The sequence below is a fragment of the Streptomyces sp. NPDC005496 genome (assembly GCF_042872045.1).
Lineage (GTDB): Bacteria > Actinomycetota > Actinomycetes > Streptomycetales > Streptomycetaceae > Streptomyces.
In genome coordinates, this window is sequence record NZ_JBIAJQ010000009.1 from 182396 (window position 1) to 208207 (window position 25812).

20 protein-coding genes are annotated in these 25812 nt (G+C 70.8%); 5 read left to right on the forward strand and 15 right to left on the reverse strand.

Annotation, left to right across the window (positions count from 1 at the left end):
• Window positions 1-118: 118 nt before the first annotated feature.
• Window positions 119-1105: a heme o synthase gene (locus ACFYQQ_RS27200; RefSeq protein WP_388905468.1), complete on the reverse strand. Its 987-nt coding sequence runs from the start codon at window positions 1103-1105 to the stop codon at window positions 119-121.
• Between the two features lie 355 nt (window positions 1106-1460).
• Between ACFYQQ_RS27200 and tkt the strand changes: the two genes are divergently transcribed.
• From tkt to pgl, 5 genes are read left to right on the forward strand one after another with little or no spacing between them, the layout of a single operon-like run.
• Window positions 1461-3548, forward strand: coding sequence for a transketolase (gene tkt, locus ACFYQQ_RS27205; protein ID WP_356169312.1), 2088 nt, complete (start codon window positions 1461-1463; stop codon window positions 3546-3548).
• A 34-nt stretch (window positions 3549-3582) separates the two neighbouring features.
• Entirely contained in the window at window positions 3583-4701 is a 1119-nt protein-coding gene (gene tal, locus ACFYQQ_RS27210; RefSeq protein WP_355786241.1) for a transaldolase, read from the forward strand.
• Between the two features lies 1 nt (window position 4702).
• Complete coding sequence (gene zwf, locus ACFYQQ_RS27215; protein ID WP_355786246.1) at window positions 4703-6229, forward strand: glucose-6-phosphate dehydrogenase; 1527 nt, start codon at window positions 4703-4705, stop codon at window positions 6227-6229.
• On the forward strand, window positions 6226-7287 hold the full coding sequence (gene opcA / locus ACFYQQ_RS27220) for a glucose-6-phosphate dehydrogenase assembly protein OpcA (protein WP_355786238.1): 1062 nt from the start codon (window positions 6226-6228) through the stop codon (window positions 7285-7287). Before zwf ends, opcA begins: the two co-directional genes overlap by 4 nt.
• Window positions 7284-8066, forward strand: a complete 783-nt coding sequence (gene pgl / locus ACFYQQ_RS27225; RefSeq protein WP_356169307.1) for a 6-phosphogluconolactonase — start codon at window positions 7284-7286, stop codon at window positions 8064-8066. Before opcA ends, pgl begins: the two co-directional genes overlap by 4 nt.
• A gap of 116 nt (window positions 8067-8182) precedes the next feature.
• On the opposite strand, the gene ACFYQQ_RS27230 is transcribed toward pgl, so the two are convergent.
• The 14 genes from ACFYQQ_RS27230 to ACFYQQ_RS27295 all read right to left on the reverse strand — a co-directional run bounded on the left by ACFYQQ_RS27230 (window position 8183) and on the right by ACFYQQ_RS27295 (window position 25757).
• Window positions 8183-9115, reverse strand: a complete 933-nt coding sequence (locus ACFYQQ_RS27230; protein ID WP_356239068.1) for a hypothetical protein — start codon at window positions 9113-9115, stop codon at window positions 8183-8185.
• A gap of 307 nt (window positions 9116-9422) precedes the next feature.
• Window positions 9423-11075: a glucose-6-phosphate isomerase gene (pgi, locus tag ACFYQQ_RS27235; RefSeq protein ID WP_388905394.1), complete on the reverse strand. Its 1653-nt coding sequence runs from the start codon at window positions 11073-11075 to the stop codon at window positions 9423-9425.
• A 71-nt stretch (window positions 11076-11146) separates the two neighbouring features.
• Window positions 11147-12415 carry an MFS transporter gene (locus ACFYQQ_RS27240; protein WP_355789070.1) on the reverse strand — a complete coding sequence of 423 codons (1269 nt, stop codon included), beginning with the start codon at window positions 12413-12415 and terminating at the stop codon, window positions 11147-11149.
• A 133-nt stretch (window positions 12416-12548) separates the two neighbouring features.
• A complete protein-coding gene (locus ACFYQQ_RS27245; RefSeq protein WP_079083975.1) occupies window positions 12549-12884 on the reverse strand; it encodes an RNA polymerase-binding protein RbpA in 336 nt (111 codons plus the stop codon).
• A gap of 236 nt (window positions 12885-13120) precedes the next feature.
• On the reverse strand, window positions 13121-13351 hold the full coding sequence (gene secG, locus ACFYQQ_RS27250; protein ID WP_355789072.1) for a preprotein translocase subunit SecG: 231 nt from the start codon (window positions 13349-13351) through the stop codon (window positions 13121-13123).
• Between the two features lie 103 nt (window positions 13352-13454).
• Entirely contained in the window at window positions 13455-14231 is a 777-nt protein-coding gene (gene tpiA / locus ACFYQQ_RS27255; protein WP_355789074.1) for a triose-phosphate isomerase, read from the reverse strand.
• Window positions 14232-14236: 5 nt separating this feature from the next.
• Window positions 14237-15448 carry a phosphoglycerate kinase gene (locus ACFYQQ_RS27260; RefSeq protein ID WP_355789077.1) on the reverse strand — a complete coding sequence of 404 codons (1212 nt, stop codon included), beginning with the start codon at window positions 15446-15448 and terminating at the stop codon, window positions 14237-14239.
• A 127-nt stretch (window positions 15449-15575) separates the two neighbouring features.
• Window positions 15576-16586 (reverse strand): type I glyceraldehyde-3-phosphate dehydrogenase, encoded by a 1011-nt coding sequence (gene gap, locus ACFYQQ_RS27265; RefSeq protein ID WP_356169294.1) that lies wholly within the window; start codon window positions 16584-16586, stop codon window positions 15576-15578.
• Window positions 16587-16812: 226 nt separating this feature from the next.
• Complete coding sequence (locus ACFYQQ_RS27270) at window positions 16813-19767, reverse strand: M14 family zinc carboxypeptidase (RefSeq protein WP_355791696.1); 2955 nt, start codon at window positions 19765-19767, stop codon at window positions 16813-16815.
• Between the two features lie 171 nt (window positions 19768-19938).
• Window positions 19939-20928, reverse strand: coding sequence for a DNA-binding protein WhiA (gene whiA, locus ACFYQQ_RS27275; RefSeq protein WP_121403682.1), 990 nt, complete (start codon window positions 20926-20928; stop codon window positions 19939-19941).
• Window positions 20919-21962, reverse strand: a complete 1044-nt coding sequence (gene yvcK / locus ACFYQQ_RS27280) for a uridine diphosphate-N-acetylglucosamine-binding protein YvcK (RefSeq protein ID WP_356239057.1) — start codon at window positions 21960-21962, stop codon at window positions 20919-20921. The genes whiA and yvcK overlap by 10 nt, the downstream gene beginning before the upstream one ends.
• Window positions 21959-22999 (reverse strand): RNase adapter RapZ, encoded by a 1041-nt coding sequence (gene rapZ, locus ACFYQQ_RS27285; protein WP_355784741.1) that lies wholly within the window; start codon window positions 22997-22999, stop codon window positions 21959-21961. The genes yvcK and rapZ overlap by 4 nt, the downstream gene beginning before the upstream one ends.
• Window positions 22996-25032 (reverse strand): excinuclease ABC subunit UvrC, encoded by a 2037-nt coding sequence (uvrC, locus tag ACFYQQ_RS27290; RefSeq protein ID WP_355784744.1) that lies wholly within the window; start codon window positions 25030-25032, stop codon window positions 22996-22998. The genes rapZ and uvrC overlap by 4 nt, the downstream gene beginning before the upstream one ends.
• Before the next feature lie 197 nt (window positions 25033-25229).
• A complete protein-coding gene (locus tag ACFYQQ_RS27295; RefSeq protein WP_355784747.1) occupies window positions 25230-25757 on the reverse strand; it encodes a hypothetical protein in 528 nt (175 codons plus the stop codon).
• Between the last annotated feature and the right edge of the window lie 55 nt (window positions 25758-25812).

Consider the following 25812-nt stretch of genomic DNA (forward strand, 5'->3'; position numbering starts at 1 on the left):
CCCGGGGGGGGGGGGGCCGCCGGGGCGTGCTGGGGGCGGGGGGGTTGTACCCGGGGGGGGGGGGGGGGGGGGGGCCCCCCCCCCCCCCCCCCCGCCCGTCGGGAGTGTCCGAGCGCGTCTAGCGCAGGAAGGGGTCCACCGCGACCGCCACGAAGAGCAGCGAGACGTAGGTGATCGACCAGTGGAACAGCCGCATCTCCTTGAGCTTGCCGCCCGTCGCCTCGGACCGGGCGCGGTTCTGCAGCCCGTGCGCCTCCCACAGCCACCAGCCGCCGGCCACCAGCGCGACCGAGGTGTAGAACCACCCGGTGTAGCCGAGCGGGGTCAGCAGCAGCGAGACGGCGACCATCACCCAGCTGTAGAGGACGATCTGGCGGGCGACCACCTTGTTGGAGGCGATGACCGGCAGCATCGGCACGCCCACGCGCGCGTAGTCCTCGCGCACCTTCATCGACAGCGGCCAGTAGTGCGGCGGCGTCCAGAAGAACATGACGAGGAAGAGAACGACCGGGGCCCACGACATCGAGTCGGTCACCGAGGACCAGCCGATGAGGACCGGCATGCAGCCGGCGATGCCGCCCCAGACGATGTTCTGCGAGGTGCGGCGCTTGAGGATCATCGTGTAGACGACCACGTAGAAGAGCAGTGCGCCCAGCGACAGCCAGGCCGACAGCCAGTTGACCGTGAGGCCGAAGAGCAGGGTGGAGACCACCGCGAGCGAGAGGCCGAAGGCCAGGCACTCGCGGGGGCTGACCATGCCGGTGACCAGGGGCCGCTGCGCCGTCCGGTCCATCAGGGCGTCGATGTCACGGTCGATGTACATGTTGAGCGCGTTGGCTCCGCCGGCCGACAGGTAGCCGCCGAGGCAGGTGAGGAGCACCAGCTTCAGGTCGGGCACGCCCTGCTCGGCCAGGAACATCACCGGAACGGTGGTGATCAGCAGCAGCTCGATGATCCGCGGCTTGGTCAGCGCCACGAACGCCATGACACGGGCCCCGAACGGCCGCTGGCCCCGCGGGCTGCTCGTCCCGAGCTCCCCCACGGCCTTCACGGCATGGGTGGTGCCCCCACCCGCTGGACGGGATTCGACGGCCGTCACGCACACCCCTGACAGAGACATCCCAGCAAGCCCCGGGTGTGAACTCCCGGTAAAGGCTCGCGCGTACCACGCCACTGTAGACGTTGCCCAGACCCCGCTCTTCGCGGGGGTGGGGTCGTGTTGGGGGCCCGCGCACAAAGAGCCGGGCACCTCTCGATTGAGCAGTCAGATGAGCGGCTCCGTATTCACTTGCCACACGGGGAACACACCGGTCGGGAGGCGGATCGCGTCCAGTCCCGGCAGTCTGGAATGAGTCGAAAAAACGCACGTACTTACGGGGGTAGGCTCGACAAAGTCCGGTGGGCGCCGAGCCCACCGGCATTCGACATGTGGACCATGTGGAGAGGAGCCCTGACTCAGGGTGAGCACCAAGCCGACCACCACAGACCTCGAGTGGACCGAGTTGGACCAGCGGGCCGTCGACACCGCCCGCGTCCTGGCCGCCGATGCCGTACAGAAGGTCGGCAACGGCCATCCGGGTACGGCGATGAGCCTGGCGCCCGCCGCTTACACCCTCTTCCAGAAGGTGATGCGGCACGACCCGGCGGACGCCGACTGGACCGGACGCGACCGTTTCGTGCTGTCCGCGGGTCACTCGTCCCTGACCCTCTACATCCAGCTGTACCTGGCCGGCTTCGGCCTGGAGCTGGAGGACCTCCAGTCCTTCCGGACGTGGGGCTCCAAGACGCCCGGCCACCCCGAGTACGGCCACACCACCGGTGTCGAGACCACGACCGGCCCGCTCGGCCAGGGTGTCGCCAACGCGGTGGGCATGGCGATGGCCGCCCGCTACGAGCGCGGTCTGTTCGACCCGGAGGCGGCCCCCGGCACCTCCCCGTTCGACCACTTCATCTACGCGATCGCCGGTGACGGCTGCCTCCAGGAGGGCATCTCCGCCGAGGCGTCCTCCCTGGCGGGTCACCAGAAGCTCGGCAACCTGGTCCTGCTGTGGGACGACAACCACATCTCGATCGAGGGCGACACCGAGACGGCCGTCTCCGAGGACACCGTCAAGCGGTACGAGGCGTACGGCTGGCACGTGCAGCGGGTGCAGCCCAAGGAGAACGGCGACCTCGACCCCGAGGCCCTCTTCGCGGCGATCCAGGCCGCCAAGGCCGTGACGGACAAGCCGTCGTTCATCGCGATGCGCTCGATCATCGCCTGGCCGGCCCCGAACGCCCAGAACACCGAGGCCGCGCACGGCTCGGCGCTCGGCGACGACGAGGTCGCGGCCACCAAGCGCGTCCTCGGCTTCGACCCGGAGAAGTCCTTCGAGGTCTCCGACGAGGTCCTCGCCCACACCCGCGGCGCACTCGACCGCGGCCGTGAGGCCAAGGCCGAGTGGGACAAGACGTTCGCCGCGTGGCGCACCGCCAACCCGGAGCGCGCCGCCGAGTTCGACCGCATCGACGCGACCGAGCTGCCGGCCGGCTGGGAGGAGAAGCTCCCGGTCTTCGAGGCGGGCAAGGGCGTCGCCACGCGCGCCGCGTCCGGCAAGGTCCTCCAGGCCCTCGGCGCGGTCATCCCCGAGCTGTGGGGCGGCTCCGCCGACCTCGCCGGCTCGAACAACACGACGATCGACAAGAACTCCTCGTTCCTGCCGGCCGACAACCCGCTGCCCGGCGCCGACCCGTACGGCCGCACGATCCACTTCGGCATCCGCGAGCACTCCATGGCCGCGGAGATGAACGGCATCGCGCTGCACGGCAACACCCGCATCTACGGCGGCACCTTCCTGGTGTTCTCCGACTACATGCGCAACGCCGTCCGCCTCTCCGCCCTCATGCACCTGCCGGTGACGTACGTGTGGACGCACGACTCCATCGGCCTCGGCGAGGACGGCCCCACCCACCAGCCCGTCGAGCACCTCGCCTCGCTGCGCGCCATCCCGGGCCTGAACGTCGTCCGCCCCGCCGACGCCAACGAGACCGCGATCGCCTGGCGCGAGATCCTCCGCCGCTACACCAAGGTGTTCGGCAAGGGTGCTCCGCACGGTCTCGCGCTGACCCGCCAGGGCGTGCCGACGTACGAGGCCAACGACGACGCCGCCAAGGGCGGTTACGTGCTGTTCGAGGCCGAGGGCGGCACCCCCGAGGTCATCCTGATCGGCACGGGCTCCGAGGTGCATGTGGCTGTCGAGGCACGTGAGCAGCTTCAGGCCGAGGGCATTCCGACGCGGGTCGTGTCCATGCCGTCCGTGGAGTGGTTCGAGGAGCAGGACCAGGGGTACCGGGACAGCGTCCTGCCGCCGTCCGTCAGGGCGCGGGTGGCGGTGGAAGCCGGCATCGGTCTCACCTGGCACCGGTTCGTCGGCGACGCCGGACGCATTGTTTCGCTGGAGCACTTCGGTGCTTCCGCCGACGGCAAGGTGCTCTTCCAGGAGTTCGGCTTCACTGCCGAGAACGTCGCCTCCGTCGCCCGGGAATCGATCGCCGCAGCCCAGCGCTGACGCTGACATACGACACGTAGGAGATGCATTTTCCATGACAGACGCACTCAAGCGCCTCTCCGAAGCAGGCGTCGCGATCTGGCTGGACGACCTGTCGCGCAAGCGGATCACGTCCGGCAACCTCGCCGAGCTGATCGACCAGCAGCACGTCGTGGGCGTCACCACCAACCCCTCGATCTTCCAGAAGGCCATCTCGCAGGGCGACGGCTACGACCAGCAGGTCTCCGACCTCGCGGCCCGCCGGGTCACGGTCGAGGAAGCCATCCGCATGATCACGACGGCGGACGTCCGCGACGCCGCCGACATCCTGCGCCCGGTGTTCGACTCCACGGGCGGTCAGGACGGCCGGGTCTCGATCGAGGTCGACCCGCGTCTGGCCCACGACACCAAGGCGACGGTCGCCGAGGCCAAGCAGCTGGCCTGGCTGGTGGACCGCCCGAACACGCTCATCAAGATCCCCGCCACCGAGGCGGGCATCCCGGCGATCACCGAGGTCATCGGCCTCGGCATCAGCGTGAACGTGACGCTGATCTTCTCGCTGGAGCGCTACCGCAAGGTCATGGACGCCTACCTTGCCGGTCTGGAGAAGGCCAAGGAGCGCGGCCTGGACCTCTCCAAGATCCACTCGGTGGCGTCCTTCTTCGTGTCCCGCGTGGACACGGAGATCGACAAGCGGATCGACGCGCTGGGCACCGACGAGGCCAAGGCCGCCCGCGGCAAGGCCGGCGTCGCCAACGCGCGCCTCGCCTACCAGGCGTACGAGGAGGTGTTCAGCGGTGAGCGCTGGGCCGCCCTCGACAAGGCGCAGGCCAACAAGCAGCGTCCGCTGTGGGCGTCCACCGGCGTCAAGGACCCGGCGTACAAGAGCACCATGTACGTCGAGGAACTGGTCGCGCCGAACACGGTGAACACCATGCCGGAAGCCACCCTCGAGGCCACCGAGAGCGAGGGCGAGATCTCCGGCGACACCGTCACGGGTACGTACGAGCAAGCTCGTGCCGACCTCGACGCGGTCGAGAAGCTCGGGATCTCGTACGACGAGGTCGTGGAGCTGCTGGAGGTCGAGGGCGTCCAGAAGTTCGAGGCGTCCTGGAACGACCTGCTCAAGTCGACCGAGGCGGAGCTCCAGCGCCTCGCCCCTTCGGAGGGCTGAAATCTTGTCGAGCAGCAATCCGCTGCGTGACCCCGCAGACCGACGGCTCCCGCGTATCGCGGGGCCGTCGGGCCTGGTCATCTTCGGCGTCACGGGCGATTTGTCACGTAAAAAGCTGATGCCCGCCGTGTACGACCTCGCCAACCGCGGACTGCTGCCACCGGGCTTCTCGCTCGTCGGCTTCGCCCGGCGGGAGTGGCAGGACGAGGACTTCGCCCAGGAGGTCCACGACGCCGTCAAGGAGCACGCGCGCACCGAGTTCCGCGAGGAGGTCTGGCAGCAGCTCATCCAGGGGATGCGCTTCGTCCAGGGCGACTTCGACGACGACGACGCCTTCGAGCAGCTCAAGGCGACGATCGAGGACCTCGACAAGGCGCAGGGCACGGGCGGCAACTTCGCCTTCTACCTCTCCGTACCGCCGAAGTTCTTCCCCAAGGTCGTGCAGCAGCTCAAGAAGCACGGGCTGGCCGACCAGCAGGGCGGCTCCTGGCGCCGCGCGGTCATCGAGAAGCCCTTCGGACACGACCTGAAGTCGGCCGAGGAGCTCAACCGAATCGTCCACGAGGTCTTCGCCCCGGACCAGGTCTTCCGCATCGACCACTACCTGGGCAAGGAGACCGTCCAGAACATCCTGGCGCTGCGCTTCGCCAACCAGATGTTCGAGCCGATCTGGAACCGGTCGTACGTCGACCACATCCAGATCACGATGGCCGAGGACATCGGCATCGGCGGCCGGGCCGGCTACTACGACGGCATCGGCGCCGCCCGTGACGTCATCCAGAACCACCTGCTCCAGCTGATGGCCCTGACCGCGATGGAGGAGCCCGCCTCCTTCGACGCGGACGCGCTCGCCGCCGAGAAGACCAAGGTGCTCGGCGCGGCCAGGCTGCCGAAGGACCTGGGCAGGAACACGGTCCGCGGGCAGTACGCGGCGGGGTGGCAGGGCGGCGAGAAGGTCGTCGGCTACCTCCAGGAGGACGGTATCGACGCGAAGTCGAAGACCGACACCTACGCGGCCGTCAAGCTGGAGATCGACAACCGCCGCTGGGCGGGCGTCCCCTTCTACCTGCGTACGGGCAAGCGGCTCGGCCGCCGTGTCACCGAGATCGCGGTCGTCTTCCAGCGCGCCCCGCACTCCCCCTTCGACCACACGGCGACGGAGGAGCTCGGCTCGAACGCGATCGTCATCCGCGTCCAGCCCGACGAGGGCATCACGGTCCGCTTCGGGTCCAAGGTCCCCGGCACCTCCATGGAGATCCGGGACGTGTCGATGGACTTCGCGTACGGCGAGTCGTTCACGGAGTCCAGCCCGGAGGCGTACGAACGGCTGATCCTCGACGTCCTGCTCGGCGACTCCAACCTCTTCCCCCGCACGGAGGAGGTCGAGCTGTCCTGGAAGATCCTCGACCCGATCGAGGAGTACTGGGACAGGCACGGCAAGCCCGCGCAGTACCCGGCCGGCACCTGGGGCCCCGTCGAGGCGGACCAGATGCTGGAACGAGACGGACGGAGCTGGCGGCGGCCATGAAGACAGATCTCACGGACACCACGTCCAGCAAGATCAACAAGGCGCTCGTGCAGGGCCGCCGCGCCATCGGCACGCCGGCCGTCGGCATGGTGCTCACCCTCGTCATCGTCACCGACGAGGAGAACGCCTACGACGCCCTGAGGGCCGCGAACGACGCCTCGCGCGAGCACCCCTCGCGCACCCTCGTGGTCATCAAGCGCGTCTCCCGCTCACCCCGCGACCGCACGAAGTCCCGCCTGGACGCCGAGGTGCGCCTCGGTGTGGAGGCGGGCACCGGCGAGACGGTCGTCCTGCGGCTGTACGGCGAGGTCGTGGACCACGCCCAGTCGGTCGTGCTGCCGCTGCTGCTTCCGGACGCCCCGGTCGTGGCGTGGTGGCCGGTGAACGCGCCGAGCGACCCCGCCAACGACCCGCTGGGCGCCCTCGCCCAGCGCCGGGTCACCGACACCTACGCCTGCGAGCAGCCGGTACGCGAGCTCTCGGCCCGCGCCGACGCCTACTCCCCCGGCGACACGGACCTGTCGTGGACCCGGATCACGCCCTGGCGTTCCATGCTGGCCGCCGCGCTCGACCAGGTCGCGTGCGAGGTCGACGCGGTCGAGGTGGAGGGCGAGGAGTTCAACCCGAGCTGCGAGCTGCTCGCCATGTGGCTCGCGGACCGGCTCGCCGTCCCGGTGAAGCGCTCGGTGTCCGCCGGCCCCGGCCTCACCGCCGTCCGGATGGCCACCGACTGCGGCCCGATCGTCCTGGACCGCGCCGACGGCTCGCTGGCGACGCTGTCCATCCAGGGCCAGCCCGACCGCGCGGTGGCGCTCAAGCGCCGCGAGACGGCCGAGCTGATCGCGGAGGAGCTGCGCCGGCTCGACCCGGACGACACCTACGCGTCGGCGCTGCGGTACGGCGTGGACCGGCTGAACGCCGGTGCCGCCGGGGCCCCGGCCGACGACGCGGAGGAGGGTGCGGTCAAGACCGCCGCCAAGGCTCCGGCGCGGCGCACGGCCAAGGCGCCCGCCAAGCAGGCCGCGAAGGCACCGGCCAAGAAGGCGGCCGCCAAGTGAACACACCGCAGCTCGTCGTCCACCACGACAAGGAGCTGATGGCCAAGGCCGCCGCGGCCCGGCTGGTCACGAAGATCGTGGACGCGCAGGCCTCGCGCGGCTACGCCTCGGTCGTGCTCACCGGGGGACGCAACGGCAACGGCCTCCTCGCCGCGCTGGCCGCCGAGCCCGCCCGGGACGCCGTCGACTGGTCCCGTCTCGACCTGTGGTGGGGTGACGAGCGGTTCCTGCCCGAGGGCGACCCGGAGCGCAACGTCACCCAGGCGCGCGAGGCGCTGCTGGACGCGGTTCCGCTGGACCCCGCCCGGGTGCACGCGATGCCGGCGTCCGACGGCCCGTACGGCGCCGACGCGGACGCGGCGGCCGAGGGCTACGCGGCCGAGCTGGCGAAGGCGGCGGGGCCCGAGAACCACGGCTCCGTACCGACGTTCGACGTCCTCATGCTGGGCGTCGGCCCGGACACCCACGTGGCCTCGCTGTTCCCGGAGCTGCCGGCGGTCCGGGAGACGGAACGCATGGTCGTCGGCGTGCACGGGGCGCCGAAGCCCCCGCCGACGCGCGTCTCGCTCACGCTGCCCGCGATCCGCTCCGCGCGGGAGGTGTGGCTGCTGGCGGCCGGCGAGGACAAGGCGGAGGCCGCGGCCATCGCCCTCTCGGGCGCGGGCGAGGTGCAGGCACCCGCTGCGGGGGCCTACGGACGGGCCCGCACCCTGTGGCTGCTGGACTCCGCGGCGGCCTCGCAGCTGCCGCGCTCGCTGTACCCGCCCGCCTCGCCGTAGGGCACGGGCGGCCCGGCCTCCGGGTCGCCACCGTAAATCCACTCGAACGCCGGACGGGCCGAAAGGCTCGCCCGGCGTTCGGCGTCGTGGCCGCCGTCCCGGGCGCTGGGCCCGCCTCAGCTCCGGGGCCGGCCGTACGGGTTGGCGGGTCCCTGGGGGTAGGGGTGCTGCGGAGGCTGGGGGTACGGGTTGCCCGGCCCCGGCGCGTAGGGGCCGCCCTGGTGGAACGTGAACGCCGGGTTCGGCGCGAACGGGCCGGGCTGCGGCGGCAGATGCCCGTACGGCGGGGCGGGCGGAACCGGCCGGGGCAGCGTGGCCGGGTGCGCCCGCAGCCGGATGCCGTGCCGCCGCCGCAGCCGGTGCAGTTCCAGCGCCGAGATGGCGGTCACCGTCAGGGGTGCCCCCAGGATGAAGACGATCCCCATGGTGAGGCTGAGCCCGTGCAGGTCGCCGGTGACCAGGTCCGGGATGGCCATGAGCCATGAGGTCACAGTGGCGAGCAACGCCGGCAGGCAGCGGTGCACACCGGCGGAACCGAAGAAGTTCCCGGACACCTGCACGGCTCCGTACGCGACGAGGCCGGTGAGCCACATCGCGGTCAGCCCGGGGACCATCATCAGCAGGCTGCCGCCGAGCGACATCGACAGCTGCCACAGCAGTACCGTGACCACGATCGTGCCGATGAAGAGCAGCAGCAGCTTGAGCGAGTCGAAGAGCGACCCGCGCAGCTCGCGGAGGCGTCCGGTGCGGCGCCAGACGAACAGCATCACGCCGACCGTTAGGGGCGTGATGACCAGCAGCACGAGGGCCGCCGTCAGCATGTTCTCCAGGATCTCCCTGAACTCGAACCTGCCCTGCACGAACGTGTAGACCCCGAACGCGGCGACCGCCCCGGCGACCACCCGCACGCGCTTGAGCCGCTCCACGGACGGATCGGCCGGCGCCGGGATCCACGCCGGGTGGAACAGGGCCCGCGCCACGGCCTTCGGCTGCAGGACCGACCTCGCCGACAGCGGGCCGCTCAGCCATCCTCTTCGTGAACCGGTCACTTGCTCCCCCGAGCCCTCGTCGATCCGACCGGCGGCGAGTCTACGGGAGGCGGGCGATCACACCCGCCTCCCCCGCGCCGGAGGCCTGGGGCCTGTCCGGCGGATCAAGCCGGAGGAAATCGGCAGTGCCTTGCAGCCCAGGTGAGCGGGGTCTGGTGCGTTCGGCTGCAAGGCGGAGGAGGACGTCGACGCGATGGGGGTCCCCCCGCTCGAGTGGAGCCGAGAGTGGGGGAGTCGGCAACCGACGACAACGCCGCAGACGGGCGTGCCAGACCCCGCGTCTCCGGCATGATCCGCCGGACAGGCGCTAACGGCCGCGCAGCTGGCGGTACTTGGCGACCAGGGCCTTCGTCGACTCGTCCAGCCCTGGCACGTCGGCGCCCTCGGTCAGCGCGGGTTCGACGCGCTTGGCGAGGACCTTGCCGAGCTCGACGCCCCACTGGTCGAAGGAGTCGATGTTCCAGATCGCGCCCTGGACGAACACCTTGTGCTCGTACAGCGCGATCAGCTGGCCCAGCACGGACGGGGTCAGCTCGCGGGCCAGAATCGTCGTCGTCGGGTGGTTGCCCCGGAAGGTCTTGTGCGGGACCAGCTCCTCGGGCACCCCTTCGCCGCGCACCTCGTCCGGCGTCTTGCCGAAGGCCAGCGCCTGCGTCTGGGCGAAGAAATTCGCCATCAGCAGGTCGTGCTGGGCGACCAGGGCCGGCTGCAGACCGGCGACCGGCTCGGCGAAACCGATGAAGTCGGCCGGGATCAACTTGGTGCCCTGGTGGATGAGTTGGTAGTAGGCGTGCTGGCCGTTGGTGCCGGGGGTGCCCCAGACGACCGGGCCGGTCTGCCACTCCACGGGGCGTCCCTCGCGGTCCACCGACTTGCCGTTGGACTCCATGTCGAGCTGCTGGAGGTACGCGGTGAACCTGGACAGGTAGTGCGAGTACGGCAGCACCGCGTGCGACTGGGCGTCGAAGAAGTTCCCGTACCAGATGCCCAGCAGGCCCAGCAGCAGAGGGGCGTTGGACTCGGCGGGCGCCGTGCGGAAGTGCTCGTCGACGAGGTGGAAGCCGTCGAGCATCTCCCGGAAGCGGTCGGGGCCGATCGCGATCATCAGGGACAGGCCGATCGCGGAGTCGAAGGAGTAGCGGCCGCCGACCCAGTCCCAGAACTCGAACATGTTGGCCGTGTCGATGCCGAAGTCCGCCACCTTGCCGGCGTTCGTCGACAGCGCCACGAAGTGCTTCGCCACGGCGTCCTGACCGGCACCCAGCCCGGTGAGCAGCCAGTCGCGGGCCGAGGTCGCGTTGGTGATCGTCTCGATCGTGGTGAAGGTCTTCGAGGCGATGACGAACAACGTCTCCGCCGGGTCCAGGTCGTGGACGGCCTCGTGCAGGTCGGCGCCGTCCACGTTCGACACGAAGCGGACCGTGAGGCCCCGGTCGGTGAAGGAGCGCAGCGCCTCGTAGGCCATCGCCGGACCGAGGTCGGAGCCGCCGATGCCGACGTTGACGACGTTCTTGATGCGCTTGCCGGTGTGCCCGGTCCACTCACCCGAGCGGACCTTGTCGGCGAAGGCGCTCATCCGGTCGAGCACGGCGTGCACGGCGGGCACGACGTTCTCCCCGTCGACCTCGATCACGGCGTCGCGCGGGGCGCGCAGCGCGGTGTGCAGCACGGCCCGGTCCTCGGTGACGTTGATCTTGTCGCCGCGGAACATGGCGTCCCGCAGGCCGAAGACGCCGGTGGCCGAGGCCAGCTCGCGCAGCAGGCGCAGGGTCTCGTCGGTGACCCGGTGCTTGGAGTAGTCGACGTGCAGGTCACCGACTTCGAGGGTGTACCGGGAGCCGCGCCCGGGGTCGGCGGCGAACAGGTCCCGCAGACGGGTCTCGCCGACCTCCTCACGGTGCTTGGCCAGAGCGGTCCACTCGGGTGTCTGGGTGAGCCTGGTACGGCTTTCTGCGTTCATCTCGGACTTCCGCCTCTTTCCTGCGTGTGCTGCTGCGTACCTTGCCCCGCTGCCGGTCCCAACCTAATTGATCAGGGCTCGACGTGAGCTGTCGTGGAGCGGGCGTGCGGGTTGACAACAGATACGTCCCGCTTGCGCGCGGGTGTCAGGGCGGTGACGGCGAGGGCGAAGAACACGGCGGCCAGCAGCGCCGGGGCGTTGAGCCCCAGGGCCGTCGCGACGGCGCCTCCCAGCAGGGCCCCGACAGGCGCTCCGGCGACCGCGAGCGTCCGGAACGCCGAGCTGACGCGGCCGAGTGCGCCGGCGGGGCTGCGCTGCTGCATCAGGGTCGTGGTGTTGACGTTCCACACCATGCCCATGAGCCCGAAGACGCCCATGCTCACGGTCAGCGCGGCGAGGCTGCGTATCGAGCCCATGGCGAGGAGCGCACCGGTCTGCACGGCCCCGGCGAGCAGCACGGCACGCATCCGGCCGAGCCGGGCCACGACGCGCCGGTTGGCGGCTCCCCCGGCCAGGCTGCCGAGCGTGTAGGCGGTCATCGCCGCCGCGTATCCGGCGTTCCCCGCGTCGAGCCAGCCGGTCACGAGGAGCACCAGGGTGGCGATGAGGGCGCCCATGCCGATGTTGCACAGGGCGGTGGCCGCGCACAGTCCGCGCAGCGCCCGGTCCCGCGCGAGGACGCGCAGCCCGGCCGCGATCTCGCCGCGCAGGGTGCTGCCCGCGGGTCTCGGGGGGCGCTCGGCGGGCGCGCCGCGCAGGGAGGCGACGAGCGCGGCGGCCACGAGGTAGGTCACGGCGTCCGCGAGGAAGGGGACGGCGGCTCCGGCGACGATCAGCGCGGGGACGAGGGGGCCGGCGAGGAGACCGCCGGCGACGCGCTGGCCGGTCATCAGCCGCGCGTTCGCACTGCCGAGCGCCTCACGCTCGACGAGGGCGGGGAGCAGCGCCGTGGACGCGTTGTCGAAGAGGGTCTGGAGGGTGGTGAGCGCCAGGGCCAGGGCGATCAGCAGGCCGATCGAGGCGTGTCCCAGGGCGACGGCCACGCCGAAGGCCGCCACCAGCAGACCCCGCACCACGTCGACGGTCCACATCGCGCGCCGCTGGTCCACCCGGTCGGCGACGGCTCCGCCGAGCAGTCCGAAGACGATCCAGGGGACGTAGCCGCAGGCGGTGACGGACGCGACGAGGAGGGGCTCGCGGGTCAGCGTCGCGGCCAGCAGCGGCAGGGCCGCCGTCCGCAGGGCGTCACCGAAGCTGGAGAGGACGGCGGCACTCCACAGCCGGCCGAACCCGCCACGCCACGCGGGCGCACGCGCCTCTGGCACATCGGTCGTCGTCATCGGGCCCCCCGCGGCTTCCACTGATGCAAGAACCGTAGAGGGCACCACTGACAACCGGCCGTGGAGCGGGCGGGACGGCCGTACCAGACGCGTCCGGCCAGGCACCCCTCGGTGTCCGGCCGGCTGTCAACTCCTAGATCTCGCCCCGCAGTTTGGCGAGCGCCTCGGCGAGGATCGCCTCGCCGTCCGCGTCGCTGCGCCGCTCCCGTACGTACGCGAGGTGCGTCTTGTACGGCTCGGTGCGCGGCGGGTCCGGCGGGTTGTCCTGGTCCTGTCCGGCCGGAAAGCCGCAGCGCGGGCAGTCCCAGGTGTCGGGGACCTGCGCGTCGCTGGCGAAGCTCGGCTGCGTCTCGTGCCCGTTGGAGCACCAGAAGGAGACGCGCAGCCGCGGCGCGGACTCGCCACGCTCGGCCTCGCCCATCGGCCCCGCCCCGACCCGGCTTCCTCGGATCGCGTTGCCACTTGCCACGGTCGTAACTCCCTGCGTAATGGTGCCGCGAAGCGAGTCGGCGTGACGCTTCGCTGCGAGCGCCTCAGTCTACGTAAGGCCCAACGCGCGTCCAGTGATTGGAGTTACATCCCCGCCCCTAGACGCAAGCCCCATGATAGGCCGCGCCGGGAGGCGCGTACCGGACATGGGGCCTTACGTGCAAAATGTGCGTGCGTATTGCGCTGTCGAGACGCCGTACCGATGTCAGCCGGAGATCAGTTGCCGGTCTTCATCAGGATGCCGAGCACGACGATGCACGCGAACCAGAGCAGACCGATCACCACGGTGATCCGGTCGAGGTTGCGCTCGGCGACCGAGGAGCCGCCGACGGACGACTGCATACCGCCACCGAACATGTCGGAGAGGCCGCCGCCCTTCCCCTTGTGCATCAGCACCAGCAGCATCATCAGCAGGCTGAAGACGATCAGGGCGATCGAGAACCCCATAACCACGGCTGGACCAACTTCCTCGGATCTGGATGACAACGGGGGTCCGGTGGGTTGCCACCGGACCCCCGCAAGAGTACGACGGAACGCCGCTACCGCATACTCACTGGTCGCGGAAGCGGACGATCTTGACGAACTCGTCGGCGTCGAGCGCCGCCCCACCGATCAGCGCGCCGTCCACATCGGGCTGGGCCATGATCGCCGCGACGTTGCCGGACTTGACCGAGCCGCCGTACTGGATGCGGACCTTGTCGGCCAGCTCCTGGGAGTACAGCTCGGCGAGACGGCCGCGGATCGCGCCGCAGACCTCCTGGGCGTCCTCGGGGGTGGCGACCTCGCCGGTGCCGATCGCCCAGACCGGCTCGTACGCGATCACGATGGACTCGGCCTGCTCGGCCGGGACGTCCTTGAGGGCGCCGTCGACCTGCGCGAGCGTGTGCGAGACCTGGTTGCCGGCCTTGCGGACGTCCAGTCCCTCACCGACGCACAGGATCGGGGTGAGGCCGTGCTTGTACGCGGCCTTGACCTTGGCGTTGCACAGCTCGTCGGTCTCGTTGTGGTACTGCCGGCGCTCGGAGTGGCCGATGGCCACGTACGTGCACTTGAGCTTCGAGAGCATCGCACCGGAGATCTCGCCGGTGTAGGCGCCGGAGTCATGCGCCGAGAGGTCCTGGGCGCCGTACTTGATCCTCAGCTTGTCGCCGTCGACCAGGGTCTGCACGGAGCGCAGGTCGGTGAAGGGCGGCAGGACGGCGACCTCGACGGCCTCGTAGTCCTTGTCGGCCAGGGCGAAGGCGAGCTTCTGGACGTGCGCGATGGCCTCGAGGTGGTTGAGGTTCATCTTCCAGTTGCCCGCCATCAGCGGCGTGCGCGTGCTCATTGAGGTCAGTCCTCCAGTGCGGCGAGGCCGGGGAGCGTCTTGCCCTCGAGGTATTCGAGGGAGGCGCCGCCGCCGGTCGAGATGTGGCCGAATGCCTGCTCGTCGAAGCCCAGGATGCGGACGGCCGCGGCGGAGTCGCCACCGCCGACGACCGTGAAGGCCGGGGAGTCGAGAAGGGCCTGGGCGACCGTCTTGGTGCCCTCGGCGTAATCGGGGTGCTCGAAGACGCCCATCGGGCCGTTCCAGAAGACGGTGGCCGCGTCGGCGAGCTTCGAGGCGTACAGCTTGCGGGTCTCAGGACCGATGTCGAGACCCATCCGGTCGGCCGGGATGGCGTCCGCGGCGACGGTGGTGGGGTCGGAGGGGGCCTTCGTCTTCAGGTCCGGGAACCCGGTCGCGGCCACGACGTCGACGGGGACGACCAGCTCGACGCCGTTCTTCTCCGCGCGCTCGACGTACTCGACGACGGCCGGGATCTGGTCCTCCTGGACGAGGGAGGCGCCGATCTCGTACCCCTTGGCCTTGAGGAAGGTGAACGCCATGCCGCCGCCGATGAGCAGCCTGTCGGCCTTGCCGAGCAGCTGGTCGATGACGGCGAGCTTGTCGGAGACCTTGGAGCCGCCGAGCGCGACCACGTAGGGGCGCTTGACGTCCTCGGTGAGCTTCTTGAGGACGCCGACCTCGGTGGCGATGAGGTAGCCGGCGTAGTGCGGCAGGCGGGCCGGGAGGTCGTACACGGAGGCGTGCTTGCGGTGCACGGCGCCGAAGCCGTCACCGACGTAGACGTCGGCGAGGGCGGCGAGCTGATCGGCGAACTCGCCGCGCTCGGTGTCGTCCTTGGAGGTCTCGCCGGCGTTGAAGCGCAGGTTCTCGATGACGGCAACCTGGCCGGGCTGCAGTCCGTTCACCGCGTCGTGGGCGGCGGGGCCGACGGTGTCCTGGGCGAACGCCACGGAGGCGCCGAGGAGTTCACCGAGCCGCTCGGCGGGCTGGAGCAGGGAGAAGGCCGGGTCCGGGGCGCCCTTGGGGCGGCCCAGGTGGGAGGCGACGACCACCTTGGCGCCCGCTTCCGCGAGGGCCTTGACGGTGGGCAGGACGGCGCGGATGCGGCCGTCGTCGGTGATACGGCCGTCGGCCAGCGGCACGTTGAGGTCGGCGCGGACGAAGACCCGCTTGCCGTCCACGCCTTCGGCGAGAAGTTCGTCGATCGTCTTCATGAAGGGACTCCTGGGAGGCTCGTGAGATCCGTGAGGGCTGATCGATCAGCACGTGCGAGAGGGCCCGGGCAGCGCGGCCTAGCGCTGCCCGGGCCCTGCTCTCACATCGAGGTGCCTGCTCCGGGTACTAGAGCTGGCCGCCGACGAAGACCGTGAGGTCGACGAGGCGGTTGGAGTAGCCCCACTCGTTGTCGTACCAGCCGAGGATCTTCACCGAGTTGCCCTCCTGGACCATGGTCAGGGAGGAGTCGAAGGTGCAGGACGACGGGTCGCCGACGATGTCCGAGGACACGATCGGGTCCTCGGTGTAGGTCAGGAAGCCCTTGAGGTCGCCGTCCTCGGAGGCCTTCTTGAACGCGGCGTTGACCTCGTCCTTGGTGACCTCGCGCTGCAGCGTCACGACGAGGTCGGTGGCGGAACCGGTCGGGACCGGGACGCGCATCGCGATGCCGTCGAGCTTGCCCTTGAGCTGGGGCAGGACCAGGGCGGTGGCCTTGGCGGCACCCGTCGTGGTCGGGATGATGTTCTCGGCGGCGGCGCGGGCGCGGCGCAGGTCCGAGTGCGGGAAGTCCAGGATGCGCTGGTCGTTCGTGTACGCGTGGACCGTCGTCATCAGACCCTTGACGATGCCGAAGTTCTCGTCGAGGACCTTGGCCATCGGCGCCACACAGTTGGTGGTGCAGGAGGCGTTGGAGATGACGTGGTGGTTCGCCGGGTCGTACTTGTCCTGGTTGACGCCCATCACGATCGTGATGTCCTCTTCCTTGGCCGGAGCCGAGATGAGGACCTTCTTGGCGCCGCCCGCGATGTGCTTCTCGGCGTCGGCCTTCTTGGTGAAGATGCCGGTCGACTCGATGACGATGTCGACGCCGAGGTCACCCCACGGGATGTCCGCGGGGTTGCGCTCGGAGAGCACCTTGATGGTGTGGCCGTCGACGGTGATCGTGTCGGCGGTGTGCGACACCTCGGCCTTGAGGCGGCCCAGGATGGTGTCGTACTTGAGCAGGTGAGCGGTGGTCGCGGTGTCACCCAGGTCGTTGACAGCCACGATCTCGATGTCAGCACCCTGCTCCAGCAGCGCGCGGAAGTAGTTACGACCGATGCGGCCAAAGCCGTTGATGCCTACGCGGATCGTCACGAAACCGATCTCCTCGTTGGTACGCCGGCTCAGATGCCGGCGAGTTGTATGGGATGTCCCCGACCGCCTACGACCCTACCTCCCTGACGCCTCCTGAGTGACATCGAGAGGGCCCATACACGGCAGGGCGGTCCGTACCCGCCAGTAGGGGTACGGACCGCCCGGCCCGGGAGATCCGGTCACTCGTGACGGCTACGCGACGTCACGCCGTGTTGACGAGGGGGAATCAGCTCCTCAGGGCCGCGAGCGCCTTCCCGAGCAGCGCCGTACGGTCGGCCGCCGCGGTGACGTGCTCCAGGCCGAAGCCCATCAGCACGGTGTCGTCCGTGGTGACGCCTCCGTACGTCTGGAACAGCGCCCCGGTGCGCGTCCAGTCCTTGAGGACGGCCGGGCTGCCCGCCGGCGGACCGGGGACGCGCCAGACGCCGAGCGACGTCTCGAAGCCCTCGGTCGCGGTGGCCGTGCCTCCGACGACGAGCGAGGCGTCGTCCGCGAGGAGCCCGTGGCCGCCGCTGCTCGGGTCGGTGATGTAGCTCAGCGAGACCTCCACGGACTTGCCGGCGTACGCGCTGAGGTCGAACTCGACCTGCTGCCAGCCGTCCGACTCGCCCGTGAAGCTGTTCCACGCGCCGCTGGTGCCCGTGCCCGTGCAGGCCGTGGCGCCCTGCGTCAGGTAGTGCTTGAGGAAGGGGTGCTCGTTGAGCAGGAACCCGGCCTCGCACTCGGCCGGGACGGCGGAACCGGTCGCGCCGCCCGCGTCGGGGAGCGTGGTCCAGTCCTCGGCCCCGGTGGTGTGGGCCTCCAGCACCGCGTGGTCGTAGCCGGGCTCGGTGTCCCACAGGAGACGGGTGCGCAGCGTCGGCTTGTCGGCCGCGCTCACCCCGGTGAGGTCGATCGTGCGGGTGAGGCGCTTGTAGGCGTCGTCGGTGTGGACGGCGGCGGCCATGTACGAGCCCGCGTACGGCCCGTACGGGTTGACCGTCCCGGCGAACTGGCCGGCGCCCGCGCTGGCGAACTGCGGGTACCGCGCGACGGGCAGCGTGTCGGAGGTGACGCCGTACGCGCCGGCCGCGTTCAGCGGGTTGCCGGGCGCGTCGCCGAGGGCGCCGGTGAAGCCCGCGAGCTTGCCGGAGCCGTTGAAGCCGGTGGCGCCCGGGGTCGTCGTGCGGGAGTAGGCGCCCAGGTAGTACTGGCTGAAGTCGTTCGAGAGGGTGCCGCCGCCGAGGTCGACGTTGCCGCCGGCCTGCTCGCCCGCCTCGATCAGCTTGCCGCCCTCGTTGAGGAAGGCGCGCAGCTGGAGCTGGGTGGCGTTGCCGGGCCGGTCGGCGCCCGTGTAGTGGACGACCGTGCCGAAGTGCCCGAGGACCGCGAGCGCGTCGGGGGCGCCCTGGGTGGCGACGTCCCAGACGAGGGGCTTGCGGCCGTTGGCCTTCAGCGCGTCGGTGTACTTCTGCGCCTGGGTCGCCGTCGCGCCCTCCTCGGCCACGACGAGGGTGTCGGCACGCGGCCGCTCGGCCACGGTGTAGGTGAAGTGACTGCTGGAGGTGCGCTTCCCGCTGCGGGTCCGGCCGGTGAACCAGACCTCGACCTTGTCGCCGGTGTCGCCGTCCCGGACCTTGGCGCGGTACTCGTCGAAGTAGAGGTTGTCCTCGCCGCCGTAGGTCTCGCCACCCTTCCACGGCCTGAGCGCCATGTCGTGCGTGCGGCCGCCGTTGACGCGGTACTTGAGCTCCTTGTCGCGGACCGACCTGCGGGCGACGACGGAGACCTCCTGGTCGGCGCCGCGCGCGTACGACGTCGAGAAGGCCGCGGGGCTGAAGTCGGGGGCGTCGATGCCGACCGAGGAGGAGGGCCGGTCGGGGTGCGAGGCGGTCTCGGCGACGGAGAGCGCGAACGGGACGTTCTTGCGGAACTCCTGCTCGATCAGCTTCTCGTCGTCCGGGAACGTGAAGACCGAGGCGCAGTCGGCCGCGTTCCAGGCGTCGTCCGGGTAGAGGTTCGACGCGGTCTGGCAGGTCGACATCTCGGGGGTGAACATCCCCGTGCCGTTGACGTTGCTCGCGTGCCCGTCCGCTTCACCGTTGGTGGTGTAGAGCTCCGAGGAGACCTGCGGGTGGTAGCCCTCGACGGCCGAGTTCTCGGGGGTTCCGGCGAGCGAGCGGTAGAGCACGTCGTCCGGGCTGGGCGTCGCCACCTGCCAGCCGACCCCGTACAGGAGCAGCTCGGCGGCGGAGTGGTAGTTGATGCCGTACGTGAAGCCGATGCGCTTCTCGAAGGCGTCCAGGGCCTTGGTCTCGGGCTCGGAGCCGGGGCTCGCGCCGCGGTAGGTCTGGCTGGTCGGGCTGGGGGACGAACCCTCGTCGTCGTAACCCCACTTGTAGGCGAAGTTGCGGTTGAGGTCGACGCCGTCCCCGGTCGTGATGGCGCCGTCGCCGTTCACGTCCCGGAGGTTCTTGCGCCACTGCCGGTCGCCCTCGGGGGAGAACGTGAAGTCGTAGCCGTCGGGGTTGGCGGACAGCACGAACCACAGTTCCGTGGAGTCGACGAGCTTCTTGACCCGCTTGTCCGTGGAGTAGTTGTCCAGGTAGTAGTGCATCAGGCGCCGGGTCATCTCCGGCGTGATCCACTCGCGCGCGTGCTGGTTGGACATGTACAGCACGGACGGCTTGGCGCCGTCCTTGCTCTTCCGGGCGCCCTTGGTCAGCTTGAGGGCGAGGATGTCCTGGCCCTTGACGGTCTTGCCGATGGAGACGACCTTGGTGAGACCCGGGTGGTCCTGGTTGGTCCTGAGGATCTCCTCCCGCAGGTTCCCCTTGCCGCTGTACGGGCGGAACACGCCGTCGCCCGCAGCCGCCACCCGCGCCTCGGCCCGCGCCGACAGCTTGTGCTCCGTGAGCTCGACGCCCTGCTTCTCCAGCTTCTCGGCCTGCTTGTCGGTGAGGTAGACCTCGACCGACGCGGTGCCCTTGTCCGGCGCCTGTTCGCCGAGTTCGTGGGCGTCCTGTCCGGCCGCGAGCAGCAGGGGTACCTGCTTCTTCGTGACCTCGGCGCGGAACACCTTGACGGCGTTCGCGTCCGGCTCGGGTGAACTGCCGTCCTGTGCCTGGGCGGCCGGGGCCAGGCCCGCACCGCCCAGCAGGAACGCGCTCGCAGCGAGGATCGCTCTCGCTCTTCGTCTCATGAGTCCCCCTTGCACTGGTCCGCCACGGCGGCGAACAGAGCCAGGCTCATGACACTTCATCATCAAGTCAAGGGTGCCTCGGCAACGGTCAGACGCCGGTGCCGACGTCCCAAGTGGGCGTCGGCACCGGCGTGTTGAGCTCTGTTCGCTTCCCGGACCGGGGCCCGGGTGTCAGCCGACGAGGTTGTCGGCCATCTCCTCGGTGAGGTTGGACTCCGTGCTCGGGATGCCCAGGTCCTGGGCGCGCTTGTCGGCCATGGCGAGCAGCCGGCGGATACGGCCCGCGACGGCGTCCTTGGTCAGCGGCGGGTCGGCGAGCGCGCCCAGCTCTTCAAGGGAGGCCTGCTTGTGCTCCATGCGCAGCCGGCCGGCGGCGGCGAGATGCTCGGGGACCTCCTCGCCGAGGATCTCCAGGGCGCGCTGCACGCGGGCCCCGGCGGCTACGGCGGCGCGGGCCGAGCGGCGCAGGTTGGCGTCGTCGAAGTTGGCGAGCCGGTTGGCGGTGGCGCGGACCTCGCGGCGCATCCGCCGCTCCTCCCAGGCGAGCACCGACTCGTGGGCGCCCAGACGGGTGAGGAGCGCGCCGATGGCGTCGCCGTCGCGGACGACCACGCGGTCCACGCCGCGGACCTCGCGGGCCTTCGCCGCGATGGACAGCCGCCGGGCCGCGCCGACCAGTGCCAGCGCCGCCTCCGGGCCCGGGCAGGTCACCTCCAGGGAGGAGGAGCGCCCCGGCTCGGTGAGGGAGCCGTGCGCGAGGAAGGCCCCGCGCCAGGCGGCCTCGGCATCGCAGGTGGCCCCCGAGACCACCTGCGGGGGCAGTCCGCGGATCGGCCTGCCGCGGCCGTCGACGAGTCCCGTCTGGCGGGCCAGCTGGTCGCCGCCCGCGACGACGCGCACGACGTAGCGCGAGCCGCGGCGCAGCCCGCCGGGCGCCATCACGATCAGTTCGGAACTGTGGCCGAAGATCTCCAGGATGTCCCGCTTCAGCCGGCGCGCCGCCATCGCGGTGTCCAGCTCCGCCTCGATCACAATCCGGCCGCTCACCAGGTGAAGGCCGCCCGCGAACCGCAGGATGGCGGAGACCTCCGCCTTTCTGCAGCACGTCCGGGTGACGGGAAGCCGGGAGATCTCATCCTTCACCGCTGCCGTCATCGCCATGGGCCGATCCTTCCATGCATCCGAAAAATACGGTCGTACGCGGCGGCCAACAGCTCCGGGTCGTGCCGCGGAGTGCCGTCGGTCCGGGCCACCGGCGCCAGCTCGACCGCGGCGCCGAACCGCTTGGCGGCGTCGGTCAGTGAGTCGCGGTCGGGCACGGCGGCCTCGTCGGCCAGCACCACGTCCAGGGCGAGTTTAGGGGCGTGTCGTCCCAAAACCTCCAAATGACGCTGCGGGGAGAAGCCATCGGTTTCTCCGGGCTGCGGCACGAGGTTCAGGGAGAGCACCCGGCGCGCCTTCGTCTGGATCAGCGCGTCGAGCAGGTCGGGCACCAGCAGGTGCGGGATCACGGAGGAGAACCAGGACCCCGGGCCGAGCACGACCCAGTCCGCGTCCAGGACCGCTTCCACGGCCTCGGGAACGGCGGGCGGGCCGTGCGGCACGACGTGCACGGACTGCACCTCGCCGGGTGTGAGGGCGACGGTGGCCTGGCCGCGGACGGTGTCGACGTCGTCGGGCCGGTCCGGGTCGTGGCCCCTGACCAGGGCCTGGAGCTCCAGGGGCACCGCCGACATGGGCAGCACGCGGCCCTGGGCGCCGAGCAGCCTGCCCACCAGGTCCAGGGCCTGGACGTGGTCGCCGAGCTGCTCCCACAGGGCGACGATCAGCAGGTTGCCGACCGCGTGCTCGTGCAGGTCGCCCTTGGACTGGAAGCGGTGCTGGATGACGCGGGCCCAGGTCTGGCCCCAGTCGTCGTCGCCGCACAGCGCGGCCAGCGCCTTGCGCAGGTCGCCGGGCGGCAGGACGCCCAGCTCGTCGCGCAGGCGCCCGCTGGAGCCGCCGTCGTCGGCCACGGTGACGACGGCGGTGAGGTCGCCGGTGATCCGGCGCAGGGCGGCCAGGGAGGCGGACAGGCCCATGCCGCCGCCGAGGGCGACGACCTTGGGCTGGGCGCCGCGGCGGCGCGTCTTGCCGCCGCGGCGCTCCGGGACGGACCGGCGCAGCCTGCCCAGCCGCAGTGAACTTCCGGTCATTCGCGGCCCATGTCCCGGTGGACGACGACCGTCTCCACTCCCTCGGACGCCAGTCGGGCGGCGAGCTTCTCGGACGTGGCGACCGAGCGGTGCTTGCCGCCGGTGCAGCCGACCGCGATGGTCACGTAGCGCTTGCCCTCACGCCGGTAGCCGGCGGCGATGAGCTGGAGCAGCTCGGTGTAGCGGTCGAGGAACTCCTTGGCACCGGGCTGGTTGAGGACGTAGGCCGCGACCTCCTCGTTCAGGCCGGTGAAGGGGCGCAGCTCCGGGACCCAGTGCGGGTTGGGCAGGAAGCGCATGTCCACGACCAGGTCGGCGTCTACCGGCAGGCCGTACTTGAAGCCGAAGGACATGACGGTCGCCCGCAGCTCGGGCTCCTCCTCGCCCGCGAACTGGGCGTCCATCTTGGCGCGCAGCTCGTGCACGTTCAGGCTGGAGGTGTCGATCACCAGGTCGGCGTCGCCGCGCAGCTCCCGCAGCAGTTCCCGCTCAGCGGCGATGCCGTCGACGATGCGTCCGTCCCCCTGGAGGGGGTGCGGGCGGCGCACGGACTCGAAGCGGCGCACCAGCGCCTCGTCCGAGGACTCCAGGAAGACGATGCGCCGGGTGACGTGCCGTGCCTCCAGGTCGGCGAGGGACTCGCGCAGATTGTCGAAGAAGCGCCGGCCGCGTACGTCGACGACGACCGCGATCCTCGCGACGTTGCCCTGGGAGCGGGCGCCGAGCTCCACCATGGTGGGGATCAGCGCGGGCGGCAGGTTGTCGACGACGAACCAGCCGAGGTCCTCCAGGCACTTGGCGGCCGTCGACCTCCCCGCTCCGGACATGCCGGAGATGATCACCAGCTCGGGGATGGCCGCCTCCGGGACCCCGGCCTTCTCGATGCCCGTACCCACCTGTGCTCCGTCTCCCCCGGTGCCCTGTTCCCCGCCCGCCGCGTCCTGGCCCGGCGTGCGCTCCGGGTTCTCCTCGCTCGTCTCCTTGTGCGTCTCCCGGCCCTGGGCCGGGCGTTCTTCCTCAGCGTGCCGTTCGGTCATGTCTCCTGCCCCCGTCGCTCGTCCGAGGCGCCCGCGGACACGGGCTCCCCCGAGGGACCCGCCGTCGTCCCGGGTTCCTCTTCTTCCATGATCTCTCCAGTCGCCGTGTTGACGGCGGGCGCGGCCGGAGCCGCCTGGGCGAAGGCCACGGCGATCGCCTCGGCCGTCTTGCGGCCTATGCCGGGGACTTCACAGATCTGGTCGATTGTCGCGGATCGCAGCTTTTTCACCGAACCGAAATGCTTGATCAACGCCTGCTTGCGGGTCTCACCCAGGCCCGGCACGTCGTCCAGGGGGCTCGCCCGGAAGCGCTTGGCCCGCTTCGCGCGCTGGTAGGTGATCGCGAAGCGGTGGGCCTCGTCACGGACGCGCTGGAGGAGATACAGCCCCTCGCTGGTGCGCGGCAGGACCACGGGGTCGTCCTCGCCGGGCACCCAGACCTCCTCCAGGCGCTTGGCGAGGCCGCACACGGCGATGTCGTCGATGCCGAGCTCGTCCAGGGCCCGCGCGGCGGCCGCGACCTGGGGCCGGCCGCCGTCGACGACGATGAGCTGGGGCGGGTAGGCGAACCGCTTGGGGCGGCCGTCCTCCTCGGTGAGCTCGGCCGTGCCGTCGGCCCACTCCCCCGTCTTCTCCTTCTCCGCGAGGTAGCGCCTGAAGCGGCGGCTGATCACCTCGTGCATGGACCGGACGTCGTCCTGCCCCTCGAAGCCCTTGATCTGGAAGCGCCGGTATTCGCTCTTGCGCGCGAGCCCGTCCTCGAAGACGACCATGGAGGCCACCACGTCGTCGCCCTGGAGGTGCGAGATGTCGTAGCACTCGATCCGCAGGGGCGCGCTGGCCAGGTCCAGGGCCTCGGCGATCTCCTCCAGGGCACGCGAGCGCGTGGTCAGGTCGGAGGCCCGCTTGGTCTTGTGCAGCACGAGGGACTGCTGCGCGTTGCGCTGCACGGTCTCCATGAGGGCCTTCTTGTCCCCGCGCTGGGGGATGCGCAGCGACACGTTCGACCCGCGGCGCGCGGTGAGCCACTCCTGGACCGACTCCACGAGGTCGGGCAGCGCCGGGACGAGGACCTCCTTGGGCACCGAGTCGCCGCTCTCCTCGCCGTACAGCTGCTGGAGCGCGTGCTCGACGAGGTCACCCGTGGTGACCGCCTCCACCTTGTCGGTGACCCAGCCGCGCTGGCCGCGCACCCGGCCGCCGCGGACGTGGAAGATCTGCACGGCCGCCTCCAGCTCGTCCTCGGCGACGGCCATCAGGTCGGCGTCGGTCGCGTCGGCGAGCACGACCGCGTTCTTCTCCATGGCCTTCTTCAGGGCCCCGATGTCGTCGCGCAGGCGCGCCGCCCGCTCGTACTCCATCTCCTCGGCCGCGTCCACCATCTGCTGCTCCAGCCGGCGGATGTACGTCCCCGTACGGCCGGCCATGAAGTCGCAGAACTCCTCGGCGAGTTCACGGTGCTCCTCGGGGCTGACCCGGCCGACGCACGGGGCGGAGCACTTGCCGATGTAGCCGAGGAGGCAGGGGCGGCCGGTGCGGGCCGCGTTCTTGAAGACACCGGCGGAGCACGTGCGCACGGGGAAGACGCGCAGCAGTAGGTCGACCGTGTCGCGGATGGCCCACGCGTGCCCGTACGGCCCGAAGTAGCGCACGCCCTTGCGCTTCTGGCCGCGCATCACCTGGACGCGGGGGAACTCCTCGTTCATGGTCACCGCGAGGTACGGGTAGCTCTTGTCGTCGCGGTACTTGACGTTGAACCGGGGGTCGAACTCCTTGATCCAGGAGTACTCCAGCTGCAGCGCCTCGACCTCCGTGGACACCACGGTCCACTCCACGGACGCGGCCGTCGTGACCATCGTGCGGGTGCGCGGGTGGAGGTTCGCCAGGTCCTGGAAGTAACTGTTCAGGCGCTGGCGCAGGCTCTTCGCCTTTCCGACGTAGATCACCCGGCGGTGCTCGTCGCGGAATTTGTAGACCCCGGGGGTGTCCGGGATCTCTCCCGGCTTGGGGCGGTAGCTGGAGGGGTCGGCCATGTCTCACACCCTACTGGCGAGGGGTGACAGCGTGACGGGGTCCCGCCCCGCCTGTGGACAACCACCTGGCCGGGTCGGCCACGCCGTGGCCGCACCGGCCCGCCTGGGACGACTCGCCCACCCCGGGACGGCGGCACTGCATGCCCCGACCGGCCCGACGAGACTCCCCCCGAGGCCTGGCACCACACGGGACACGATCAGCGGCGGCGCCGCCGCAGGGCCCACGTCACGCTCAGGGCGAGTGCCACGAGGGCACCCGCTCCGGCCAGCGCCGAGACGACCGCGACGGCCGGACCGACGTCATCCGTCTCGTTCCGTTTGTGAGTTCTATTCGGTTTGCCGGCTCCTCTCGCCGTACGCGTCACACCCACGCCGTGCGGGGCCGTGACGCGGTCGGCCCGGCGGGCGGAGACCGAGGAGATGGCGATGGCGGTCGGGGCCACGTGGACCGTCGGAAGGCGGGCGGGAGCGGTCGGCGCGGGGGTTGCGGCGGGAGTACGGGCTGCGGGAGTACGGGAAGGGGTGGCCGGCGCGGCGGCTGTTGCGGAGGCACGTACAGGGGTGGTCGGCACGGCGACCACCGTGGAGGCACGCACAGGGGCCGTCGGCTCGGCGGCCGCCGAAGCGCGCGTGGGGGCGGTCGGCACGGCGCAGAGGGCCGCCAGGACGATCACCGGGGTGACCGCGCGGGCGACCGGGGCGACGATGAGCCTGCTGCGGCGCATCGCGTTCCTCCCGAGTGGGGTTCGAGGGGCGGAGCGGAACGCGTCCGGACACTGC